Source organism: Sphingosinicella soli (genome assembly GCF_014199685.1).
GTDB classification, from domain to species: Bacteria; Pseudomonadota; Alphaproteobacteria; order Sphingomonadales; family Sphingomonadaceae; genus Sphingosinicella; species Sphingosinicella soli.
Map to the genome: position 1 here is coordinate 1 of NZ_JACHNZ010000055.1, position 21,121 is coordinate 21,121.

The window sequence follows — 21,121 nt, forward strand, 5'->3', positions numbered from 1 at the left end:
TCGCCACGGCGCAACTCGCCCTTGCCATCTCCGCCTGCCGCCTCCGCCCAGGATCACGCCATCACGCAGCGGCCCGGTGAATAAGAGGGGCTAGATAGCTCAGCGTAGCGACTGGCAAATCCCATTCCAGCTTGCCGCGCACGCCCCACGCATCACGATTCTGCACACCATCAAAGGTCGAACCATTTTCGGAACGATCATCCTGCAAGATGTAACGACCGCTCAGGCCGCCGACACCGAAGTCGTCGATAGCGCGGAAACCAGGACCATTGGCGCGATCCCTGGAAACGTCGGCCTTCAAATCGACGCGGAAATTGGTCGACGGTTCCGCATAGAATTGAAAGCGGCCGTATTTCGCGTTTTGATCGTCCAACTTGCCGCCTTTGACGCCATCCACGACGCGGGTTACATAGCCGTCATGGCGGTGCCACGTACCAGTCGCGCGGAAGGCTGCCTTATCGGATAACGGGACGTTCACGAAACCTTGAAGGTCAGTGCGGTTGAAATTGCCATAGCTGCCTTCAAGCGATGCATCGAAACCGCCCAAATCTGCGGGATTTGAAACAACGCTCACCGCACCGCCGGTCACGTTACGCCCAAAGAGCGTACCTTGCGGGCCCTTCAGCACCTCGATGCGCTGAAGGTCATAGGTTTCAAAGGTAATAGCGGCAGGGCGACCTGCGTAAATCTCGTCAAAGAACACCGCTGTGCTGGGGTCCCCGCCTGCGCCGCGCGCAGTCGTTCCGATACCCCGAACCGCAAGACGTGGCTCGCTGGCCGGCCAAGCATCGAAGCCGAAGCCCGGTGTGCGCAAAGCGATATCCTGAGCGCCCTGAACACGGGCTTTTTCAAGCGTTGCGCCATCAAGCACAGTGATGGTTACGGGAACATCCTGTTTGTTTTCGGCGCGGCGCTGCGCGGTAACGACGATTTCATCAATATGAGTCGTCGCTCTGGCCGCAGGTGGCGGTGTTTCCTGAGCACTGGCGTGCGACGTGATCGTCAGCGCCAAAGCCGACGTGGTCAGCAAACCGATGCTCTTGATATCCCGGATCATCTATTTCCTCCCCTAAGCTCGGCATCTTGCATCCACGATGGACGACTGCCCGTTACTTCTGAATGGAAGGCATACGGTCGACTTGGCGGGGTGGCTTGCGATTATTGGCTAATCTGTGTCGCCAACGAGGCGGGAACACGAATGGGCATATCAAGAAGGATCTGCGCATTCCCCTTGCCGAGTGGATCAAACCGTGCCGAAGCAGGGCCTCCGCCGGAAAGGGCGTCGTGCATCAGCAGATTCAGCGACGCCGTGCCTGGCAGGTAGAAGCGTTCGACAGGGCCTTGCACCATATGGGCGAAATAGGCCCTAACGGTCTCCGTCGTCAGTCGCGCCCACAAGAGCGAAAGCCATTCCGGCCGGCGCGCGATGACGCCGATGTTGGAGATGTTCCCCTTATCGCCGCTACGCGCCCACGCGAGACGTACAAGCGGGATTTCTACCTGTGGCTCGCCGACCGGGTCGATCCACGACGCGGGACTGACCGGCGGCGCGGCCTGAGGTTCGCCGCGAGCGTCTGCGCCGGCCGCGGCTGGAGCGTCAATCTCGATCGTGGTGCCGTCCAAACGAACCCTGACCGGAACGCGGGCTTTGTCGAGCAGGAAGGACATTGGCTTGATGAGCGGAGACGGCGAAGACCGCCCGCCGGCAGGCATCGTCGTGCCCGGCGACCAGGACGTGCCTGCGGGCGAGATCTCGCGGGCGAAGATTTCCAGCGCCTTTCTGTCCGCGTGATCGACCACCACGCGGACCATCACTTCACGAGCGGCCTGAGTGCGCGCGTTCGCTCCATAAAGCGACTCGCAGCCGAACAGCTCGATCTGCACGCTGGTGTAGTCGGGCAGGCCGATCTGCTGAAAAATGCCCCGCGTGCGCGCGATGATTGCTTCTCCGGTGCGCCGCGCCTTTGCATGGGCGTCGATGCCAACGATCGCGGTCGTCCCCGCGCAGCGATAGCCGTCGAGCTGCGTGGCGGACACCTTGTATGTGGCGGTGGGGGCGCGTCCCTGCGCGCCGCGAACGCGCACCCGCTCCGACGACACCTGCTCAACGGTAACGCTGCGGAAGTCACAGCTGACGTCCGGGAGAAGGTATGCACCGGGATCGCCGATCTCATAGAGCATTTGTTCTATCACGCAGGCGCGATCGATCAGTCCGCCCGTGCCCGCAGGCTTGGTCAGCTCGAAGCTGCCGTCATCGGCGCACGCGATAATGGGATAGCCGATGCGAGCCCAATCGGGAACGCGCTGCCAGTCCGTGAACAGGCCGCCGGTGGCCTGGCAACCGCACTCGATGATATGACCCGCCAGACTGCCGCCGGCCAGGCGATCATGATCCTCGGGCGTCCATCCGAATTCGTGGATCAGCGCGCCCAGCGTCACCGCGCTGTCCACGCCTCGCCCCGTGATCACGATGTCGGCGCCGGCCGCCAGCGCGCGCGCCACCGGGAACGCACCCAGGTAGGCATTGGCGCTCAGTACACGCGGCGGCAGCGCTTCGCCGGTAAACATGTCGCGTATGCCCTCTTCCCGCAGCGTCGCCATAAGGCCGCTCACGTCATCCCCCTCCACGACGGCGATGCGCGGCGACAGGTTCATCGAGGCGGCGAGCGTCTGCAAAGCGTCGGCGCACCCCTGCGGGTTGATTCCTCCTGCGTTCGCGATGACCTTGATGCCGCGCCGCATCGTCTCCGGAAGCACCTGGCGCATCGCGGTGTCGACGAAGTCGGTCGCATAGCCCATCTCCGGCGTCTTCGCGCGCGCTGCGGCCAGAATGGCCATCGTGGTTTCCGCCAGATAGTCGAAGACCAGATAGTCGATCATCCCGGAGGCCACCAACTGGGGAGCGCCTACCATACTGTCGCCCCAGAAGCCCGAGGCTCCGCCGATCTTGACGATCTTGTCGGCCACGCTCAGAGTTTTCCGAAGACGTAAAGTTTGCAGGGACTTCTCAAGGTCGGCGCGGACCTGCGGTTTTCGGTAAACAAGGCTGTTTCGCTTTCTGAACACGTTCGATCACGTTCTGGACCCGGTGGATCGCGACGGTCTTGTGCAGAATGGCTACGCTGCGGCGTTCCTCAGGACGGTCTTCTCCTGACCCCGAAATAGGCCAATGCCGACACGCAAAGAGAATCCAGTGCGCTCACCCCGCTGAGCTCGAAGCCAAGCGGCGCCTGCATGGCCGCGACCAGTACACCCGCCAGCCAGCACAGAAACGCAGTCGGCCGCCAGGTCGGAGGAACGTGCTCTGTCCGCGACGGGAAAAGATAAGCATGGACGATGTACACGCCCCCGATGGGCGGTATCGCCACGCTCAGAACATGCAGAAAGGGAACAAGATAGGAAGCGAGGCCCGCGAGGCCCGCAAGCGTGCCCACAACCCCGGCAAGAACGGTCAACCAGGGCCGCGACACCCCGGGCACCAACGTATGGAAGACAAGTGATGTCGCGTAGAGGTTGTAGGTGTTGTTGAGCCACGCCGCAGCGATCACGATCAGGATCGCAAACATGCCGAGGCCAAGGCCCAGCATGATCCTTACGAGATCAGCCTCTCCCGTCAGCAGCGCCGGTATCGCCGCGGCGATCAGCACCAGCGGCAAGCCGATGCCGAAGCCGACCGCCGCGCTGGCGGCGGCATGCGTGCTGTTCCGCGCGAAACGGCAGATGTCGGGCGTGAGCAGTGCCCCGACGATCACACCGCCCGCCAGCATCGATCCGCCCTGACCGACCGTCAGCGCCGCCGGGCCGGTCGGGCCGCGCATCTCGGGCCAGCCATAGGCAATGACCGCCGCCACGACCGTCCAGACAAGGAGCCCCACCTTGAAGGGCGTGAGTATCTGCGAAAAAATGTCGAGCGCCCGAAAGCCTATCGCGGTGGTCGCGATCATGAGAACCGCGCCTGCGAGAAGTATGCCCATATACGGGACAGCCTCCCCTGTTTCCGCGAGCGCAGCGACGGCGGCGTCGCCGAACATCATCAGGATGACGCCGAACCAGCCCAGCATGACGAAACCCAGGACGCTGTTGACGACCCTGCCGCCGGTCGTGCCGAACGCCTGGAGCACAAGCTCGTAGCTCGAAAGACCGGAGCGTGCGCCGGCGACCGATGCAAAGGCCGCCACGATGGCAAGGACACCGCCGCCCAGGAAGCAGGCCGCGATGGTATCGGCTAGCGGCATCTGCCCGGCGAACTGCGCGCCCATCACGAAAGCGGGCAGCGTCACCAGGCTGGACATGAGGATCATCAGGATCCGAAAGCCATGCACCCGCCGATCGGCCGATATCCCGCCTGCTTCCTCTGTCGGCATCAGTTCGCTCCCGACCTCATCAGAACATGTACGAGAGCTCAATGCCATATCGCCGTTTCAGGTTCGGACGACGGACATTGGCACCGAGGCCGATAGGAGGGAAGTCCTGAATCACTTCCACAGGCTGGCGCGTATTGGTGACGTTGCGGCCGAAAGCGACAATCGACCAGCTCTCCGTCTTGAGACCGAGGCGCAGGTTCAGATAATCCTTCTCGCCGGTTCGCAGCGTGTTCCCGACATCCCAGTACATCGGGCCGCGACGTTCGTAGTCGGCGCGGGCCAGAAGCTCGATATCTCCGGCGATCGGCGCGCTGTATTCGATACCCGCGTTCAGCGTGTAGCTGTTCACCCTCGGCAGGCGGTTTCCCTTGAACGCGCCCGTCTCGTCCGCCGCCTGGATTTCCGCGATGCTGACGCCGTACGCCGCGCTCACGGTAAGACCCGTGACAACACGGCCGGTGAATTCAAGCTCGGCGCCGTCCACTTTCGCGCTGTCGAAATTGGTCAGGATCTGGCCCTGGATTGTCGGAAAGAAGAATTGCGGGTTCGAAAAATCCGAATGATAGACCGCCCCGGCAATCGAGACCCGGCCATCGGCAAGACTGGCTTTGAAACCGGCTTCGTAGCTGTCCAGAACCTCCGACTCATAGCGGCGCGGGTAGAGCGTACCCATGATCACGGCATCGGAGTCGTTGAAGCCGCCGCTCCTGAACCCGCGCGCCACCGTGGCATAGGTGGTGAACTGGTCGGACCATTGATAGGCCAGCGATGCCTTCGGCTGGAGCTTCTTGAACGTATCGGAAATCGGCATCGGTCCGCCGGCCTCCAGGGGGATCGCCGAGCGGTACGAGCGCTTGTCGCTGTCGTAGCGCAGCCCAAGCGTGAGCATGAGCTTGTCGGAGAGATTCGCGTCGGCCTGGCCGAACACCGCAAACAATTTGCTCCGGCTCGTGCCGTCCTGTTCCAGAAACACGGTGTTGATGACGCGATCTTCAGCGATACCGTAGAGAAGCTCGGCCCGCCGCTTGCGTTCCTGATAGAAGGTGCCGACCTGATAGGTGAGCCAGTCGCCGATCTCTCCGGCGTAACGGAGCTCCTGGTTCCACGCCCGCGTCGTGACCTTCCAGTCCTGGAGGAGATCGTAGAATTCGGGCGGCACTTCCGGAAACTCCAGATGCGGGTCCACGGTCGGCAGCCAGTCTCCTTCACCAACGACGTCATCGACGGTTCTGCCGAGACTCGTGACCGACGTCAGCGTGCCGCCCCAGGGCGCTTCCCATGCGATCTTCACCGAACCGAAGCCCAGTTCGCGATCATCGATGCCTACAGTATTATAGTCGAGGCGGATGGTGTCGAAGTCGTTGATCTGCGACGGCACCGCCATCTGCGTAAGTTCGTTGAAGATCGCGCCCGCATGCGTGTCGACATAGGTGCCGCGCACGTCGATGGTCAGCGTTTCGGTCGGCCGGAATTCAAGCTGGCCGCGAAGGGCAAGTTCCCGATAGAAATCGACCGTGCTGTCGTCGAAAACATTGCGGAGCGTTCCATCCTCGTCGCGGTAGCCGCCGGAAACGCGGAAGAAGATACGGTCTTCCACGATAGGCCCGGACAGTACGGCATTGACGGCCTTGTAGTCGCCGTTCCCGTAGGCAAGTTTCAGCTTGCCTTCCAGCTCGTTCGTGGGCGCTTTCGTGGTGATGTTGATCGCACCTGCAATCGCGTTGGCGCCGTAAAGAGAACCCTGGGGTCCACGCAGAACCTCGACCTGCTTCAGATCGTAGAAGTCCTGATTGATGAAATCGAGCGCGGGCGTGACGACGCCGTCCACCATGACGGCGATCGGCGCTTCATTTTCCTGCGTGGTTGAAATGCCGCGCGCCGTCAGTGTGATGAAACCCGGCTTGATACCCTGCATGGCGACCACGTTGGGAACCGACTGGACGATGTCCTCCATCCGGAAGACCCCGGTGTTCACCAGTGTTTGCTCGCTGATGACCGTGATCGAGTCCGGCACATCGATCAGGAGATCCGCTTGCCGCCGGGCGGTGACGGTGATTTCCGCCTCTGTTGCGCCGCCCCCGGCCTGCTGGGCGAGGGCGGGAACCGAAACGCCGGCAGCTGCGGCCGAAATCAACAGGAACCCACGAATAGACATCATCTTACCCCCCGTCCTTGAGATACACTCTCGCGTTCAGCGCAACTCCCCTGCTGCGCCGCTCGGCCTTCAACTGTGCCTATGGCGCCATCATATCGCAGGCCGCGCCCACGCAAATCGACCGTTAGAGTAAATCCGACCGTCCAGGCGGGTAGTCGGGCGCCCTTTCCGGCCTTCAGTACAAATCTTCCTCGATGCCGCGCCGGTAGGCCGCATCGAGTTCGTCCTCGTCGGCGTCGGCCAGTTTCGCCTGATCCGCCATCATGCGACCGATCTTCGCAATGGCATCGCGCGCGGGCCAGCTGTCCGGCTCCCAGATGCGCGAGCGCTTTATCGCCTTGCCGCAGTGAAAATAGACCTCGTCGACGTGAACCCGGATCGCCAGCTTCGGCGGGCGGTTGAACTCGACGAGCGCATCCAGCAGGGCGGGATCGCGCGTCAGCATCGCGGTGCCGTTCACGCGCAGGAAAAGATCATGGCCGGGCAAGAGGAAGACGACGCCGCAGCGCGGATCTTCCAGCAGGTTGTGCATGGTTTCGAGCTTGTTGTTGCCCGGCCAGTCCGGAATTGCGAAACTCTTGCGGTCGATGACGTGCACGAAACCCTGCTCGCCGCCGCGCGGCGAGATGTCCGCGCCCGTGCCGCCGACCGACGCCAGAAAGCAGATCGGCGTCTTGCGGATCATGGCGATGGCGTGATCGTCCAGAAAGTCGAATTTCGTTTTCAGTATGATCTCCGACGGCGGGGCATAAAGCGCTTCGAGATCGGCCACCGATGCAATGCGATGCGGGTCGTCCATCATGCCATCTCCTCGATCGGCTGAAACGGATCGGTGAAACCGAACGCCTGCGGCCCCACGACGCGAAGCGCGGCTTCGCTGCGGAGGATCGGCGGCGCGCTGATCCCGATGACCCGCACGCGCTGACCGTATTTCAGAGCTTCGGCCGTGATCGGCGATGCGGTTTCGCTATCCAGGATGGCGATGAGATCCGGGACGATCACAATCGCCTTGCCGGCCTGCCGCGCGACCAGATACTCGTTGCGAAACTGAATGCTGATGCGTGCCTGCGCGGTATTTTCGATCTCGACCGTGCCCACCGTGAAGCCCTGCGCGATCTCTCGCCGAAGGTCCACGATGCGGCCATCGAACAGTGATCGACAATGCTTGTAGTAATCGGTCGTCGGCAGATAGGTCAGAAGCGCCTCGAAGGGATCGGCCATCTGCTCGCGCGCGACGCGCAGCAACCGCCCGATTTCCCATGCAAGACGAACCGTGCCGCGCACTGCCGATCGCTTCGCTTCCGCGCCGGTCATCGGATAGCAGCAGATCTGCGCGGCCGCGCCCATCGCCACGACGATTTGCCGCCCCAGACGCTCGGCCGAGTCTACATCCACTGTCCGAACTGTCACGCAGTTGCCCAGTTCGTCGCTGATCGCGAGCGGCGATATGCTTTGGCCGAAGATATTGAACGTCACCATCGGCAGTTCGGGAAACGCCCTGCCCATGCCGTCGCCATCAACAAGCGGCAGCCCGCGCCGCGCCGCGAGCACGATCGGCAGCATCGCGTTCAGCCCTCCGATTTCCGGGGCGATGATCGCATGCGCGCGCTTGCCGACGGCGGTTTCGACGGCTTCGAGGGCGATTTCGGCTTCAGCGCCGTTCGGGAGTTTTTCGACCATGACGGATGGAGCGCCCATCATGGCGGTCGGTACGATCAGGGCTTCATCCGGCACGGAATCCACATCGACGAGCTGTACCGGCCCAAAGGCGCGGATCGCTTCCTCGACCATCAACCGGCCGATATACGGATCTCCGCCGCCGCCCGCGCCCAGCAGCGCCGCTCCCGTCGCGATGTCCGCGACATCCGCGATATCGATCCGCTTCATACCGCCTCCGCCATCCGGTCATCGAGCCGGCTCACCACCTTCACGCGGACACGCACAGTGCGCCCCGGCAGGTAGGACAGCGGCACCTCCTCGATTTCCAGAACATCAAGTTCACCCCCGGCGCCCGCATCCCGCGCCCTTTTGCACGCTTCCGATCTGACGGCGGCGATCGCCGCCTCCCGCCCCTCGGCGTCGTAGGAGCAGACCTTTTCATATTCGCCGCCGATCTGCGCGATGGCGGCGCCGATGGCGTTGGCGACGGCCGCATTTGTAGGCATCAGAATTTCCGATGCGCCCTTGATGCCGCCCCTGAATATCGCGCCGCCGCCACCGACGAGGATCACGGGCACGGGCTCGGGCGAGGTCTTGACCCGTTCGACGGCATCTTCGATGCGCAGCCTGAATTCCTCCAGGCCGGCCGCGACGAAGCCTCTGTCGAGATGCGCCACGCGGCCGGCGTCCCCAACAGCGAGCCGACCGTCCGCGACAGCAAGATCGGTCAGCGTCATGTCCTCGCCGCCGAAGACGAGCGCGCGCGTCGACAGCTCGAAGCCCACGGAGTCGGGGCCGATCGATACAACGCCGCCGATCGAACATCCCGCAGGATTGTCGGCGACCCTTCGCACGCGGCTTCCGCCGCCCACGCCGATCGCCAGTACATCGGGCATTCGGAAGTTGGTCTTCACGCCGCCGATATCGACCGAAACTGCGGACTCACGGGGAAACCCGGCCTTGATCGCACCGACATCCGACGTGGTCCCCCCGATATCCACGACAATGGCGTCCTCCCGCCCCGTCAGAAACGATGCGCCGCGCATGCTGTTTGTCGGCCCGGAAGCAACGGTGAACACCGGAAACCTCTCCACCTGCCCGATATCGAGGGGGGTTCCGTCGTTCTGGCTTACATAGAAAGGCGTTGCGATCCCAAGCTCCCGAAGCGCTTCGCGAAAGGCCCAGGTAACGGACACCGACAAGGTACGCAGGGCGGCATTGAGGATCGTCGCGTTTTCTCGTTCGAGAAAGCCAATGCGCCCGATTTCCGAGGAAAGGCTGACACTGGCGCCCGGCATGATCTGCTCCACGATCGCGGCGCATCGGCGCTCCATATCGTCGCGAAGCGGCGAGAAAATACAGGAGATCGCTACAGACCGGAGACCTTCGGCGGCGAAGGACGCGATGGCCGCATGAGCTGCATCTTCATCGAACGCCGCGATGGGGCGCCCATCGACGTTGTAGCCGCCGCGCAGCCCGGCCACGCCTCCCCGGATGATGTCGCGAAGCGCGCTCGGCCAGCCGACGAACGGCGGCAGGCAGCACCCGGCCGGTTCGGCGATACGAAGCACGCCGACCCGTTCGAGCGAGAGACCCTGCACCAGCGCGTTCGTGAAATGCGTCGTGCCGATCATGACGCCGGTGATCCGGTCGGCGGCAACGCCGCTGTCGTTCAATATGGTTCTGACGGCGGCGACGACACCGGTGACGACGTCGCGGCTGGTCGGAGCCTTGGTCGCAGCAACCACCTGCCGACCGCTCATCAACACGGCATCGGTATTCGTTCCGCCGACGTCTATCCCTACGCGCATACCATCCCCGGAGCTGATTTTCCGGAATCTTAAAGGGAATGAGGGAGGCCGTACGCAGGCGCGAAGTGTAAGAATGGAAGGCTTGGCGGGTAGTCGCGTCTAGAGCATCGTTTGCTGCGGAAAACCGGTTCCCACTTTTCCGCACGACGCTTTAGCCTTCGATACCCGAGATCAGCCCCTGCTGACGTGCGACCACAACCGCCATGGCGCGATCGCTCACCCCGAGCTTCGCGAACAGCTTCTTGACGTGATATTTGATCGCGTCCTCGCCGAGGCCCAGCCTACGCGCGATATGCTTGTTGGAAAGGCCTTCACCGAGACCGGCAAGAACCTCGGCTTCCCGGCCGACGAGCAGGCTTGCGTTACCGTGCACGGCCGCAGCCTCGTCGTCACGGCGCGTCGTAGACCGCACGATCTTCGCCATCAGGGCAACCTCGGACGATGTCAGATTGACGGCCCGGAACCAGCGCATGGCTTTCTGGACGAGACTTCCCGCCTGTTCCCCGGCCTCCACGAACGGCCGGTAGGCGTGCTCGTCCGCAGCAAGGTGAATGGCCCGGTGGAGCGCCGCCGCAGATTCGTCTTCAAGCCCAAGTCTGTCCAGCGCCAGCGCCTTCAGCATCAGGAGCTTTATCACCGAACGTCTCCGCCCCATGCGCGCGCACGTATCGATCTCTCCGTCGACGAGTTCCCTCACCGCTTCGGGCGCGCCGTTTTCCAGCGCGACATACGCGCGCGCGGCCGCACGGATTTCACGCTCGAGCAGAGTCAATTCGGCAGAAGCCTCTCGACAAAATGTCGGGTGCGTCGAAAACGCCGTTAGCGTCTCGTCTTCCGGCAGGGCCATCTCCACACGCAAATCGCCGACGATGCGCGTAAGCCTGGCCAGTTTTCGATCATGCCCCGTGCGGGCAGCCCGTTCCAGCACACTGCGCCCGGAGACCAAATCGCCCCGCACCCGGAATATCTGCAAGAGGACGGCATAGGCATGATGATAGATTTCGAGCCAGCATTCGCCCTGCTCGATCGCGTCGAGCGCGGCGCTGATGCGCTGGGCGGCCGCGTCGTCGTCGCCTGTTTCGTAAAGCCATGCCCCGTAGAGGACATCGATCATGGCGACGGCTGAGCGGTCGCTCGACAGGCTTGCGCCGGCCAGTTTGCGGGCCTCCGACAACACCGTACCGGCCTGCGCCAACTGAGCGGCGGCCAGATAGGCAAGCCCAAGATGCAGGCGCGCGAAGATGCGGCCGTTGATCGAGTCGAAATCCTCGTAGAGCCGGACCGCGCGTTCACCGGCATCGATCGCGGCATGGACATTGCCTTCGCGGATCATCGACACGCAGAGCATTTCCGCGCACGGCGCCTCCATCCAGCGGTCGTCACCCGTGACGGACGACAATGCTTCGACATCGTCGCGAAGCATTCCGGCATCACCCTGCTCGACAAGGCTGAGCTGCACGGCGGCGAGATCGCGCGCAAACGCGAGCGGGTCGTCCAGTGCATCGCGCGGCACTGCCCGTAGCGCCGCCATTTCCAGCCCCGCATCATCATAGCGTCCGGATTTCAGCCAGATGTGCGCGCGGGCCGCGCGGAGGCGTGGGCGGGCGTCAATCTGTTCGCATGTCAGATTGTCGAGCAGCGCCTTCAACATCGGAGCACCGTGCCGAACCGCGATCCAAATGCCGTCGGCCTTCTCGATCATATCGCAGGCCGCGTCCGCATCTCCAGCCCGGCACATGTGAGATACCGCGTCGACCAGCCGCCCCTGCCCCGCATACCATTTGGCGGCGCTTCGATGCAGCGATCGTATGGCCTGTTCCCCGCGCAGTTGTAGCCGGGCGGCAAGGTGATCGCGAAAAAGGGCATGATAGCGAAACCAGCCGACGCTGGTTTCAACCGGCGTGATGACGGCCGAGGATCGTCCAAGCTCGGGCAGCAGCGCCCAGCTGTCGTCCCGCCCGGTCAGTTCCTGCGCCAGATCGCCGTTGACCTCGTCGACGATCGAGGTCGAAACGAGGAAGTCGGCGATGTCCGCAGGAATTTCGTCGATGATCTGTTCGGTCAGATAGTCCGAAACGTCGCCCGCCGCACCGGAGAATTCAAGGATACGGCTATCGGCATCCGACCGCCCTTCGATCCACATACGGGCGAGCTGGACGGCCACGGGCCAGCCTTCGGTACGCTCGTGGAGCGCAGCCACCGCGTCTTTCGAAACAAGCGAGCCGACAAGGCTGTCGATCTCGCCGGCCGTAAGGCGGAGCGCGTCCTGGTCGATTTCCATCACGGCGCCTGCTGCCTTCAGAGCCGTCAACGGGATCAGCCCTCGCTGGCGTGTCGCGACCAGAAAGCGCGCGTTTTCGGGAGCCGCCGTGAAAAGTCTCGCAAACATCTGGTGAACTTCGCGGCCCGCCAGATGGAAATCATCCAGAATGAATACGATGGGTCCGAGCGGGGCCATATCCCGAACAAAGCCGGCAAGCGCGTCTGAAACAGCGCCGCGAATCTCAGTGCCCGGGGGCTTTCCATGGCCTTCGACCGCATTGGACAGGGCATAGCGGAGGTGAAGCAGCACGGAGACGGGATGAAGGTCGTACCTGTCCAAACAGAGCCATATGACCATCTGCCCCTTCGCGAGCAGCCGTTCACGCGCCTGCGCCAGAAGCGTCGTCTTCCCATAACCGCCGCCGGCATTGAGGACGCTCAGACGAACCGGCTCCCCATCGAAGACTGCCACGAGTTTGGACCGTTCGATAAGATCGGAGCGGAGGTGTGGTGGTAACAACTTATGGGGAAACAGCCCGTCCATGCAGCCGTGCTGGCACAGGAACGGGCCACTTTCAATATTGAACGGACGCGCGTTCGCGCGTGACGATACTCAGGCTTTCTTCTTGCCTCGGCCCGAACCGGTGCGCTTGGTGCCGAGCCCGATCTTCTTCGCCAGCTCCTGGCGCTGCAGCGCGTAGTTCGGTGCGACCATCGGGTAATCGGCGGGAAGGTTCCACTTCGCGCGGTACTGGTCCGGCGTCAGGTTGAAGTGCACCATCAGATGCCGTTTCAGCATCTTCAGCTTCTTGCCGTCTTCAAGACAGGTGATGAAGTCCGGCTTTATCGACGAACGGACAGACACCGCAGGTTCCTGCCTGGGCTTTTCCGCTTCAACCACGCCGCCGAGGTTCGCGAGCGCGGCATAGACGTTCTGAATGAGGATCGGGAGGTCGGAGACCGCGACCGTGTTGTTGGTGACATGCGATGAGACGATGTCGGCGGTGAGCGCCAGAAAGTCCTGATGCGCCGTATTCTGATCCGTCATGAGAGAAGACCCTGTTTTTTGCGTCCTGCTGTATTGCCGGACTTGGACACAGCCCTACACCAACGCGCATGAACGTGGAATTGCTGAAACGTCCACTCGTTTCACAATGTTGTACTTTTGACGCAAAGTGATTCGTGCCGGTGTTTTTCATCCAGGATGGCCGGAGACGGTAAATCCGGGGACGTTCCCAAAAACATCTTTTCGTTAATAGAAATCAATCGGTATTCACCGGCGTTCATATGCTTCCCAACCAGACTCTTCGTCATTCAGGCCCTGCTTTGGCACTCTTGACGCACGCGCCAATTCTGGACGTCATGACCCGGCCAAGGGGAAGCTGACAGCCGCTTGCGAGAGACCTGCCCTATCCCGCCGGTCGGTCTGACCTGGAAATGTCGGTTCCTTGCTGGACAAGGTAAGAGCCTGCCCGCTATCGGCGCGGCATGGCAATCATCGCAACCATCATGAACACGGCCACGGGCCAGCCCATCCAGAAGATGACCTTCGGCCGGATGCCCAAGCCGTGGGTCACGTTCAACCTCGAAACCGGGGAGCGCGTCACCGCAGACCGCGTGCATGTCGGCAAGCCCGCACCGGGCAAGTTCATCGCCCCCGTCGAAGTCTGGGTCACGCCGAAATCAGATTGAAGGGGGCGCTCGTGACCCCTATTTCGAATCCGCTGTAACGGTTCGGATCTTCTCACAGGGCATCGCTCAGGCTTTGAAGGGAGCAAGTTATGCCTTCCAAATCAACGCCGGACGGGAGTTCAACGCCTTCTTTATTAGGCAGGTGATGGAGCAGAGCTTAAGAATTTCCGATCGCCCGCAGTGAAGAGACGTTTGAGGCGACCGCGATAACTTATGCGGAAATTTGCATAAAGCATTCTTATGTCGGAAATCGCATATAGTAACTTTATGTTCAAAATCACATATTGCATTTTTATGTGATTTTAGCATACTGCGATTCAGGAGTGCCCTATGTCGAGGATGTGCCGGACAAGGTGCTGTCCCTCATGCTGGAGGATTTCGCGCAAGAGGTGCATGACAGCATCGTGGCCAGCATGACCGCCCGGCTGCGTCTACTCGAAACGGCGTTTGACGAGTTGTAATCCGAGCCCGTTAGAGGGGGCTGCCCCCGACCACTGGCCTTGCTAAACGTCAATTACGATACGTGCTGTTTTCGGCCTTCCGATGCAGAGAAGGCCGCTACCGTCAGGCGCGGGTGCGCTTGGAGCGGGGTCGTAATGCAGCGCCCCTTCGGTGATCGTGCACGTACAGGCCTGACAGATGCCCATACGGCATCCGCTCGCAGGCAGCAGGCCATGTTCTTCTGCCAGTTCAAGCAGGCTAAGGCCCGAGTCTGCGTCCCACCGCGTGGTGATGCCGGATCGGGAGAAGACGACTTCGGCTGTATCGACCGATGAACCCGTTCCGCCCCCGCTCGGAGCCGAGAAAGACTCGCTGAACACACGGTCCGGGTTCGCGCCCTGTTCGATGAACACCGCCCTCAATTCGCTTTCAAACGCAGCGGGACCGCAGATGTAGATATCACTCTCGAACCAGGGCAAATCGATGCGCTTGCCGCCGTGAATGATATGGCTGTCCGCCATCAGATCATACAGAAACTGAGGCTTGAACCGGCCGGCAAGGTGATAGTCCTCGCCAGCAACATCGGACACGCCGGGCGCACTGTATACGAACAGCAACTTCGCGTTCTTGTTTTCAGCAAGAAGTGCATCAATTTGCGCTCTGAAGGCCTGACTCTCGCGATTTCGCGCGCAGTGGACAAAGTAGAGCGGCGGGGCATCGTCGCCCCGCTCCAGATGCGACTTCAGCATGGCCAGGAATGGCGTGACGCCGATCCCCGCCGCGATCATGACCACGGGCTTGAACCCGCTGCGGTCCAGAACAAACCGGCCCGCGGGCGCACGTACGCGGAGCGCGTCGCCGACCTTTGCGGTGTCGTGAAGAAGCGGCGATGCTTTGCCCAAAGCCTCCCGCTTGATGGTCAGACGATAGCTTCCCGGCGACTTGTGATAATCTGACAGGCTCCAGGTCCGTACAAGCTCGTGACCATCGGCGCTGTCCACACCCACGGTCAGAAACTGGCCGGCACGAAATGGCGCAAGGTTTCCACCGTCGGCCGGTTCCAGCCGGAACGATTTTATCTCGGGGGTTTCCTCGACAATCTCCGCAACCCGCATCTCGCGCCAGTTCTGCCAACGATCCTTTCGGGTCTGCTCCAGATCCAGAATCCGGTAGAGCTTGGACCGCAGGATCAGCGCCGCCGTCTGGCTGAGATACGGCAGCGACAGAACATGCCGAAGCGCATCTTCCGATACGGAGTCGTCGCCGAACACGTATCGGGCGACGTCCGACACAGTAGGTTGACTTCTATCGGAAAGGACAACCCTGAGGCTATCGCCACGCGAAACCGATCCACCGTTCAGAACCCCGAAGTAAACGCCGGTCCTTCCGGACAATGCGAATTCCCGGATGAAGGTTTCTGGCTGCCCCAGCCGCCAGGTCAGCTTGAAGCATGGAATACGCGGCCCCGCGACGATCAGGCGGACGTCACCGATCTCCACCTCGTCACCAAGCCGCAAGTCCTGTTCGTTCAGCCCGGAAACGGTCAGGTTCTCGCCGAACACACCAGGCTGCCATTCCGCCGGATCAACGCCCAGCCGTTCCGCCCAGAAGTCGTAACCTTCGCGGGCAAAAGCATATACGGCATCCGTGTGAACGGCGACTTCATTGCCTTCGAGCCCGCCTTCGGTGATCTTCCACGGACCCGGAACGGCCTCTTTCAAATAGGCGGTCTTCACCTCATGGCCGTTGATGGTCAGCGTCCGCGTCTTTCCGATGCAAATGTCGAGGAGTTTCATTCTTACAGAGTCTCGATAGGTGAAAAGTCTTCATCCAGCCCGAAACAGCGCGGGCCCACGACCTTCAGGGCCTCCGGTGTTCGAAGGATTGGCGGTGCGCTCGTGCCGATCACTTTCACGCGTTGCCCAAACTTCAGTCCCTCGGTCGTGATCGGCTCTGCGGTCTCCCGGTCCATAACCGTGATAAGGTCCGGAACGATGGCTTTCACCTGCCCATCTGAGCGCGCGACGAGATTCTCGTTCTGGAACTGAACCTCCGTAATGCGACCTCCGCCAGTCTGCTCAATTTTCACCGTGCCGATGGCAAAACCCATACGGGTTTCCCGGCGGACATCGATGATCCGTCCGTCTGCAAGAATCTTACATTTTCCGTAATATTCGGTGCGTTCGAGATAGGACAGAAGATCGCTGAATGGATCTTTATGAGATTCCCGCGCGATACGAATTGTGCGCCCGATCTCGAAGGCCAGGGTCAGCGTACCGCGCACACCGCACACCTTCACATCGGCACCGCTCATAGGATAGCAGCAGATCTGGGCCGATGCGCCCATCGCAAGCACGGTATGGCGTGCAAGCCGTTCCGCATCCGCATCATTCCGCGCTGTGATCAGAACCGTGTTTCCGGCCTCATCCGTGACAGCAAGTGGCGATGCAGAATGTCCGAATATGCTGAACGTAACCATCTGAAGTTCGGGGAACGCACGGCCCATGCCGTCACAGTCGACCACAGGAAGTCCGAGACGCGAGGCGAGGACCACGGGAAGCAGCGCATTCACGCCGCCGATCTCGGCGGGCATGATCGCCGTCGCCTTACGCCCGAGGAAGGTTTCCAGCGCCTGCAAGGCCTTTTCAGCCTCGCTGCCGTTCGGCAGCTTTTCCACAATAACCGTGGGCGCTCCGAACATTGCGGCCGGCACCAGCAACGCGTCGTCGTCGATGTCCTCGATATCCACAAACGTCACGGGGCCAAACTGGGCCATGGCCTGCTCAAGCATCAACCTGCCAATGTAAGGATCGCCGCCGCCCCCTGCACCCAGAAACGCGGCGCCTCGGGCGAAATCCTCGACATCTTCGAGCTCAAGCTTCACAGATCATCCTTTCAAACATCACGCGCCAAGTTCGACGGGCAGATCGCCGACCACTTTCACGCGAATGCGCACTGCTCCGCCGGGAAGATAGGCGAGCGGCACCTCCTCCACATCCAGCACACGAATATTGTCTCGTGCCCCCGCTTCCCGCGCGCGGGCGAACGCGATGTCCCGCGCGTCGCTGAGCGCTACGTCCCGCGCGCATGTATCGAAGTTGTAAACACGGTCCAGCTCTCCACTGACCTGAGCGATCGCTGCGCCGATGGCGTTCGCAACACCCGCATTCTCGGGCACCACCATTTCGGATGCCCCCGCCAATGCGCGCTTCACCAAAGCGCTGCCACCGCCGACCAGGATGACGGGCACGGACTCGAACGACGTTTTCATCCGATCAATGGCATCGTCGAGTCGGCAGTGCATCTCCTCAAGCGCATCCGCGACAAACGCCTTGTCGAGGTGCGCCACTTTGGCCGGTTCGCCGATCGAAATCACGCCGGCAGCGACCGCAATGTCGGTCAGGGTCAGCGATGTGCCGCCGAAGACCAGCGCCTTTTCTGTCAACTCGTAGCCCACGGAATCCGGACCGATCGTCACCCTACCGCCGATGGACGTCCGCCGGTTTTCCGGTCCGGCTTCCCGTATGATACTGCCGCCGCCGACACCAATGGCAAGAATGTCGGGCATCCGAAAATTCGTCCGCACGCCCCCGATATTGACCGCGACTGATGACTCGCGGGGAAAGCCGTTGGTTAGCGCGCCGACATCAGCGGTGGTGCCGCCGATATCGACAATGATTGCGTCGGTCTTTTCCGTAAGAAACGCCGCCCCGCGCATGCTGTTCGTCGGCCCGGATGCAATCGTCAAAACCGGAAACCGCTCCACCACATCCGCCGCCATAAGTGTGCCGTCATTCTGACTGATGAAAAACGCGGCATGGACGCCAAGATCGGAGAGCGCTTTTCTGAAGGACTTGATGACCTGACTCGACAGGTCGGAAAGCGCAGCATTCATGATCGCCGCATTTTCACGCTCCAGCAAACCCACGCGGCCGATCTCGTGAGAAAGCGTGACGTGCGCCTCCGGCATCAATTCTCCGACAATCGCGGCAGCTGCCGTCTCCATGTCTGCATTCACCGACGAAAAGACGGATGTGATCGCAACGGCACGCAGCCCCTTGCGACGGATATCGAGAACGGCCTCGCGAACGGCAGCCTCATCGAACGCCGCAATTTCACGTCCGTCATAGTCATAACCGCCCGGTACCAGATAGACATGACGCCCGATGGCGTTGCCCAGCTCCTTCGGCCAGCCGATCAGCGGCAGCAGACTGAGGGTCGCAGGCGCGGCAATGCGAATGATCCCGACCTCGAGAAGCCGTTTTCCTTCCACGAAGGCATTGGTGAAATGGGTCGTACCGATCATCACCGATTTCACGTCGCCGGGTAACAGTGTGGCCTTGCGGAGCACTTCGCGAATGGCCTGAACGATACCTGTTGTCACATCGACAGTCGTTGCCGCCTTTGTGGATGAAACGATACGTTTGCCGTTCAGCAAAACAGCGTCTGTATTTGTCCCGCCTACGTCCACCCCAATTCGCATGTTCAAACTTCTATCCCGTCAAAATCAGTTCCGGAGATGATAGCCTCTGCGCCCCGAGCGACCACGAGGCTCAGGGGGTAAGCGAGATTCATTGTTGGGTAGGATGCGCGCCTATTCATCAGCAAACAGGCCGTGTTGTAACGCCACGGCCACTGCCATTTCGCGATCGTTGACGCCAAGCTTGGCGTAGATGTTCTTCAGATGGTATTTGACGGCATTGTCCGTAACGCCGAATTCTCGCGCAATCACCTTGTTCGATTGCTGTTTTCTCAGCCCGGCCATGACCTCGCGTTCGCGCGGCGTAAGAATATGGGACGGGTCGCTGGAATGATGGCCTTTCGGGTCGATCTGCGCTGAGAAGACTTCCGCGAGGAATCGGACGGACGCAGACGGAAGGCTCGAAATCTGGATATGGCGAAGCGCGGCGTTCAGCAGCTCGATGACGGCAGGCCCTTCCTCCAGAAACTGCCGTCTCCATCCCTCGGGCGCAGCCAGCGACAGGGCATGGCGAAGGGCAGACGCTGCGTCATCCATTCGGTCCGCTGCGCGGGCCGCGAATGCGCGAAGGATGAGAATTTTGATGAGCGCTTTTCCGCGACCAAGCTCTTCTACCTTATGCTGCAGCGATCGCAGCGCACTTTCCGCTTCGGCTGCCATTCCGCGCTGAATCGCAATGCGACTTAGCGCAATCGTTGCGGTCTCTCGCTCCAGAAATGTCGAAGCTCGCGAGGCGTTTTCCAGCTCTTCGCGAAGCCTTTCACCCTCAAGATTCGGGTCCACGGCATTCTGAAGCGACAGGATTTCAAGTCGTCGGTACGCGATCAGGCTTTTCAATAGCGGCAGCGTTCGCCGTTCCGCAACAGCATGCCCCTCCTCCAATTGCCGCAAAGCGCCATCGAAATCTCCGCGCGCCATATGAAGGCCGGATGCGGTCGTGTAGCCGGAATGATAGATCTCCAGCCACCCTTCGCCTTGCGCACAGTCCCCGAGCGCTGAAAACCCTATCGCTTCCGCCTGACCAAGCTGATTTTCCTCGTATAGCGCAGTGGCGAGCATTACATGGATCATGGCCAGCGTTGATGCATCGGCAACCAGATAGGCGCTGGCCATTTCCGCGGCACACTCCAATTCGTCCCTCGCTTCCTTCAGCCGACCCTGCCCAAGCGCGACGCTGCCCATGTGAAGCCGGCTGAACACCCTGCCGTTCTGTATGCCATCCTCGTCATAGAGATACCGCGCTTCGCGACATGCGGCGCGCGCCAGTATGAAATTGCCCCGCCTCATATGCGTGAGCGTCAGCAGATCGTTGAGCGCACCCTGCATCCATGGGCGTGCCACTGCGGCATCGCCGATCATCATTTCGAGAGATTTCACCGTATCAAGCGAAAGGCCGTCATCGCCCTGCGCGCTGATGCTCGTGCTGACGATAAGTGCATCGCTCCGGGCCGCATGATCGCCGAGCCCGGCATCGATAAGGCGCATGGTTTCCGCTATCTCGGCAGCCGCCTCCGCCACCATTCCTTCCTTCATCAAGACAATGGCGCGTGCCACACGCAGCCTTGGCCGCTTCGCAATGACCGGACCCGGAATATACGCGAGCAACTGCCGTAAATATGGCCCGCCATTGTGGACCCCAACGGTAACACCGCCCGCCTTTTCAAGCCATTCCGCAGAGGCTTCGTGGTCACCGGCAAGGGCCGCATGACGCATTGCCCCTTCCAGTTGGTCGCGTTCACCGAACCAACGCGATGCCTTCCGGTGCAGAGTGCGAACCTGGTCCTCGCCGAGGCGTTTCAGCCGTGTGCGTAGATAGTCCGCGAAAAGGTCGTGAAAGCGAAACCGGCTTTGGTCCGGATCAATCGGAACGAGAAGCGCACCAAGCTGATCGAGCGACGTGAGAATGTCCCATGCATCGTTCCGGTCGCAAAGTGCGTTCGCCAGGTCTCCATTTGTCTCGTCCGTGATCGACGTCATGATCAGAAGCTGCTGCACGTGCTGCGGCAGCTCCTCCATGATTTGTTCGGTAAGGTAGGCGGCGATGTCTCCGCTACTGCCGGAAAAACTTGCGATGACGGGTGTCATGAGCGCGCCGTTTGTCCAGTGCCGCGCGAGTTGAACGGCCATTGGCCAGCCTTCGGTGCGCGCCAGCAGCATCTGCAGCGTGTCAATCGGCGTCCAAAAGGGACCCCCGATCGGCGTGCAAAAGGGACCCCACCGCGGCGTGGCGATCGGTTGATGTTGAGCGCGAGTTTCG

Annotated in this window: 15 protein-coding genes; 2 read left to right on the forward strand and 13 right to left on the reverse strand. The window is 61.4% G+C overall.

The window, feature by feature from the left end; translation table 11 throughout:
* Positions 1-61: 61 nt before the first annotated feature.
* The 9 genes from GGQ98_RS16820 to GGQ98_RS16860 form a co-directional block, all read right to left on the reverse strand.
* Positions 62-1,057, reverse strand: coding sequence for a TonB-dependent receptor plug domain-containing protein (locus GGQ98_RS16820; RefSeq protein ID WP_184071613.1), 996 nt, complete (start codon positions 1,055-1,057; stop codon positions 62-64).
* Positions 1,058-1,158: 101 nt separating this feature from the next.
* Positions 1,159-2,967 carry an acyclic terpene utilization AtuA family protein gene (locus tag GGQ98_RS16825; protein WP_184071615.1) on the reverse strand — a complete coding sequence of 603 codons (1,809 nt, stop codon included), beginning with the start codon at positions 2,965-2,967 and terminating at the stop codon, positions 1,159-1,161.
* A gap of 167 nt (positions 2,968-3,134) precedes the next feature.
* Entirely contained in the window at positions 3,135-4,364 is a 1,230-nt protein-coding gene (locus GGQ98_RS16830; RefSeq protein WP_184071617.1) for a cytosine permease, read from the reverse strand.
* Between the two features lie 19 nt (positions 4,365-4,383).
* Positions 4,384-6,522 carry a TonB-dependent receptor gene (locus tag GGQ98_RS16835; RefSeq protein ID WP_184071619.1) on the reverse strand — a complete coding sequence of 713 codons (2,139 nt, stop codon included), beginning with the start codon at positions 6,520-6,522 and terminating at the stop codon, positions 4,384-4,386.
* A 172-nt stretch (positions 6,523-6,694) separates the two neighbouring features.
* Entirely contained in the window at positions 6,695-7,321 is a 627-nt protein-coding gene (locus GGQ98_RS16840) for an MSMEG_1061 family FMN-dependent PPOX-type flavoprotein (RefSeq protein ID WP_184071621.1), read from the reverse strand.
* Entirely contained in the window at positions 7,318-8,406 is a 1,089-nt protein-coding gene (locus tag GGQ98_RS16845) for a DUF917 domain-containing protein (protein ID WP_184071623.1), read from the reverse strand. Before GGQ98_RS16845 ends, GGQ98_RS16840 begins: the two co-directional genes overlap by 4 nt.
* Positions 8,403-9,989, reverse strand: coding sequence for a hydantoinase/oxoprolinase N-terminal domain-containing protein (locus tag GGQ98_RS16850; protein WP_184071625.1), 1,587 nt, complete (start codon positions 9,987-9,989; stop codon positions 8,403-8,405). The genes GGQ98_RS16845 and GGQ98_RS16850 overlap by 4 nt, the downstream gene beginning before the upstream one ends.
* A gap of 151 nt (positions 9,990-10,140) precedes the next feature.
* Positions 10,141-12,723: a winged helix-turn-helix domain-containing protein gene (locus tag GGQ98_RS18880; RefSeq protein WP_184071627.1), complete on the reverse strand. Its 2,583-nt coding sequence runs from the start codon at positions 12,721-12,723 to the stop codon at positions 10,141-10,143.
* A 141-nt stretch (positions 12,724-12,864) separates the two neighbouring features.
* The gene (locus GGQ98_RS16860) at positions 12,865-13,299 is read right to left on the reverse strand and encodes a Ros/MucR family transcriptional regulator (protein ID WP_184071629.1); all 435 of its coding nucleotides are present in this window, start codon (positions 13,297-13,299) and stop codon (positions 12,865-12,867) included.
* 440 nt (positions 13,300-13,739) lie between these two features.
* Here GGQ98_RS16860 and GGQ98_RS16865 point away from each other — a divergent pair, with 440 nt between their 5' ends.
* Together GGQ98_RS16865 and GGQ98_RS16870 are read left to right on the forward strand one after the other, a co-directional pair.
* Positions 13,740-13,943 carry a hypothetical protein gene (locus GGQ98_RS16865; RefSeq protein ID WP_184071631.1) on the forward strand — a complete coding sequence of 68 codons (204 nt, stop codon included), beginning with the start codon at positions 13,740-13,742 and terminating at the stop codon, positions 13,941-13,943.
* A gap of 323 nt (positions 13,944-14,266) precedes the next feature.
* Complete coding sequence (locus GGQ98_RS16870; RefSeq protein WP_184071632.1) at positions 14,267-14,404, forward strand: hypothetical protein; 138 nt, start codon at positions 14,267-14,269, stop codon at positions 14,402-14,404.
* 42 nt (positions 14,405-14,446) lie between these two features.
* Here the strand turns inward: GGQ98_RS16870 and GGQ98_RS16875 are convergent, their stop codons facing one another.
* The 4 genes from GGQ98_RS16875 to GGQ98_RS16890 form a co-directional block, all read right to left on the reverse strand.
* Positions 14,447-16,180 (reverse strand): MOSC domain-containing protein, encoded by a 1,734-nt coding sequence (locus GGQ98_RS16875; RefSeq protein ID WP_184071634.1) that lies wholly within the window; start codon positions 16,178-16,180, stop codon positions 14,447-14,449.
* Positions 16,181-16,182: 2 nt separating this feature from the next.
* Entirely contained in the window at positions 16,183-17,268 is a 1,086-nt protein-coding gene (locus GGQ98_RS16880; protein ID WP_184071636.1) for an S-methyl thiohydantoin desulfurase domain-containing protein, read from the reverse strand.
* A gap of 18 nt (positions 17,269-17,286) precedes the next feature.
* Positions 17,287-18,867, reverse strand: coding sequence for a hydantoinase/oxoprolinase N-terminal domain-containing protein (locus GGQ98_RS16885; protein WP_184071638.1), 1,581 nt, complete (start codon positions 18,865-18,867; stop codon positions 17,287-17,289).
* Positions 18,868-18,978: 111 nt separating this feature from the next.
* On the reverse strand, positions 18,979-21,121 hold a 2,143-nt coding region (locus GGQ98_RS16890; RefSeq protein WP_243451974.1), incomplete at its 5' end, for a winged helix-turn-helix domain-containing protein.

What these genes read in the sequence shown, in the direction of transcription:
- GGQ98_RS16875 (WP_184071634.1), bottom strand. Translation starts at nt 16,180, where the DNA reads ATGAAACTCCTCGACATTTGCATCGGAAAGACGCGGACGCTGACCATC.
- GGQ98_RS16865 (WP_184071631.1), top strand. Translation starts at nt 13,740, where the DNA reads ATGGCAATCATCGCAACCATCATGAACACGGCCACGGGCCAGCCCATC.
- GGQ98_RS16845 (WP_184071623.1), bottom strand. Translation starts at nt 8,406, where the DNA reads ATGAAGCGGATCGATATCGCGGATGTCGCGGACATCGCGACGGGAGCG.
- GGQ98_RS16860 (WP_184071629.1), bottom strand. Translation starts at nt 13,299, where the DNA reads ATGACGGATCAGAATACGGCGCATCAGGACTTTCTGGCGCTCACCGCC.
- GGQ98_RS16850 (WP_184071625.1), bottom strand. Translation starts at nt 9,989, where the DNA reads ATGCGCGTAGGGATAGACGTCGGCGGAACGAATACCGATGCCGTGTTG.
- GGQ98_RS16820 (WP_184071613.1), bottom strand. Translation starts at nt 1,057, where the DNA reads ATGATCCGGGATATCAAGAGCATCGGTTTGCTGACCACGTCGGCTTTG.
- GGQ98_RS16840 (WP_184071621.1), bottom strand. Translation starts at nt 7,321, where the DNA reads ATGATGGACGACCCGCATCGCATTGCATCGGTGGCCGATCTCGAAGCG.
- GGQ98_RS16885 (WP_184071638.1), bottom strand. Translation starts at nt 18,867, where the DNA reads ATGCGAATTGGGGTGGACGTAGGCGGGACAAATACAGACGCTGTTTTG.
- GGQ98_RS16830 (WP_184071617.1), bottom strand. Translation starts at nt 4,364, where the DNA reads ATGCCGACAGAGGAAGCAGGCGGGATATCGGCCGATCGGCGGGTGCAT.
- GGQ98_RS16835 (WP_184071619.1), bottom strand. Translation starts at nt 6,522, where the DNA reads ATGATGTCTATTCGTGGGTTCCTGTTGATTTCGGCCGCAGCTGCCGGC.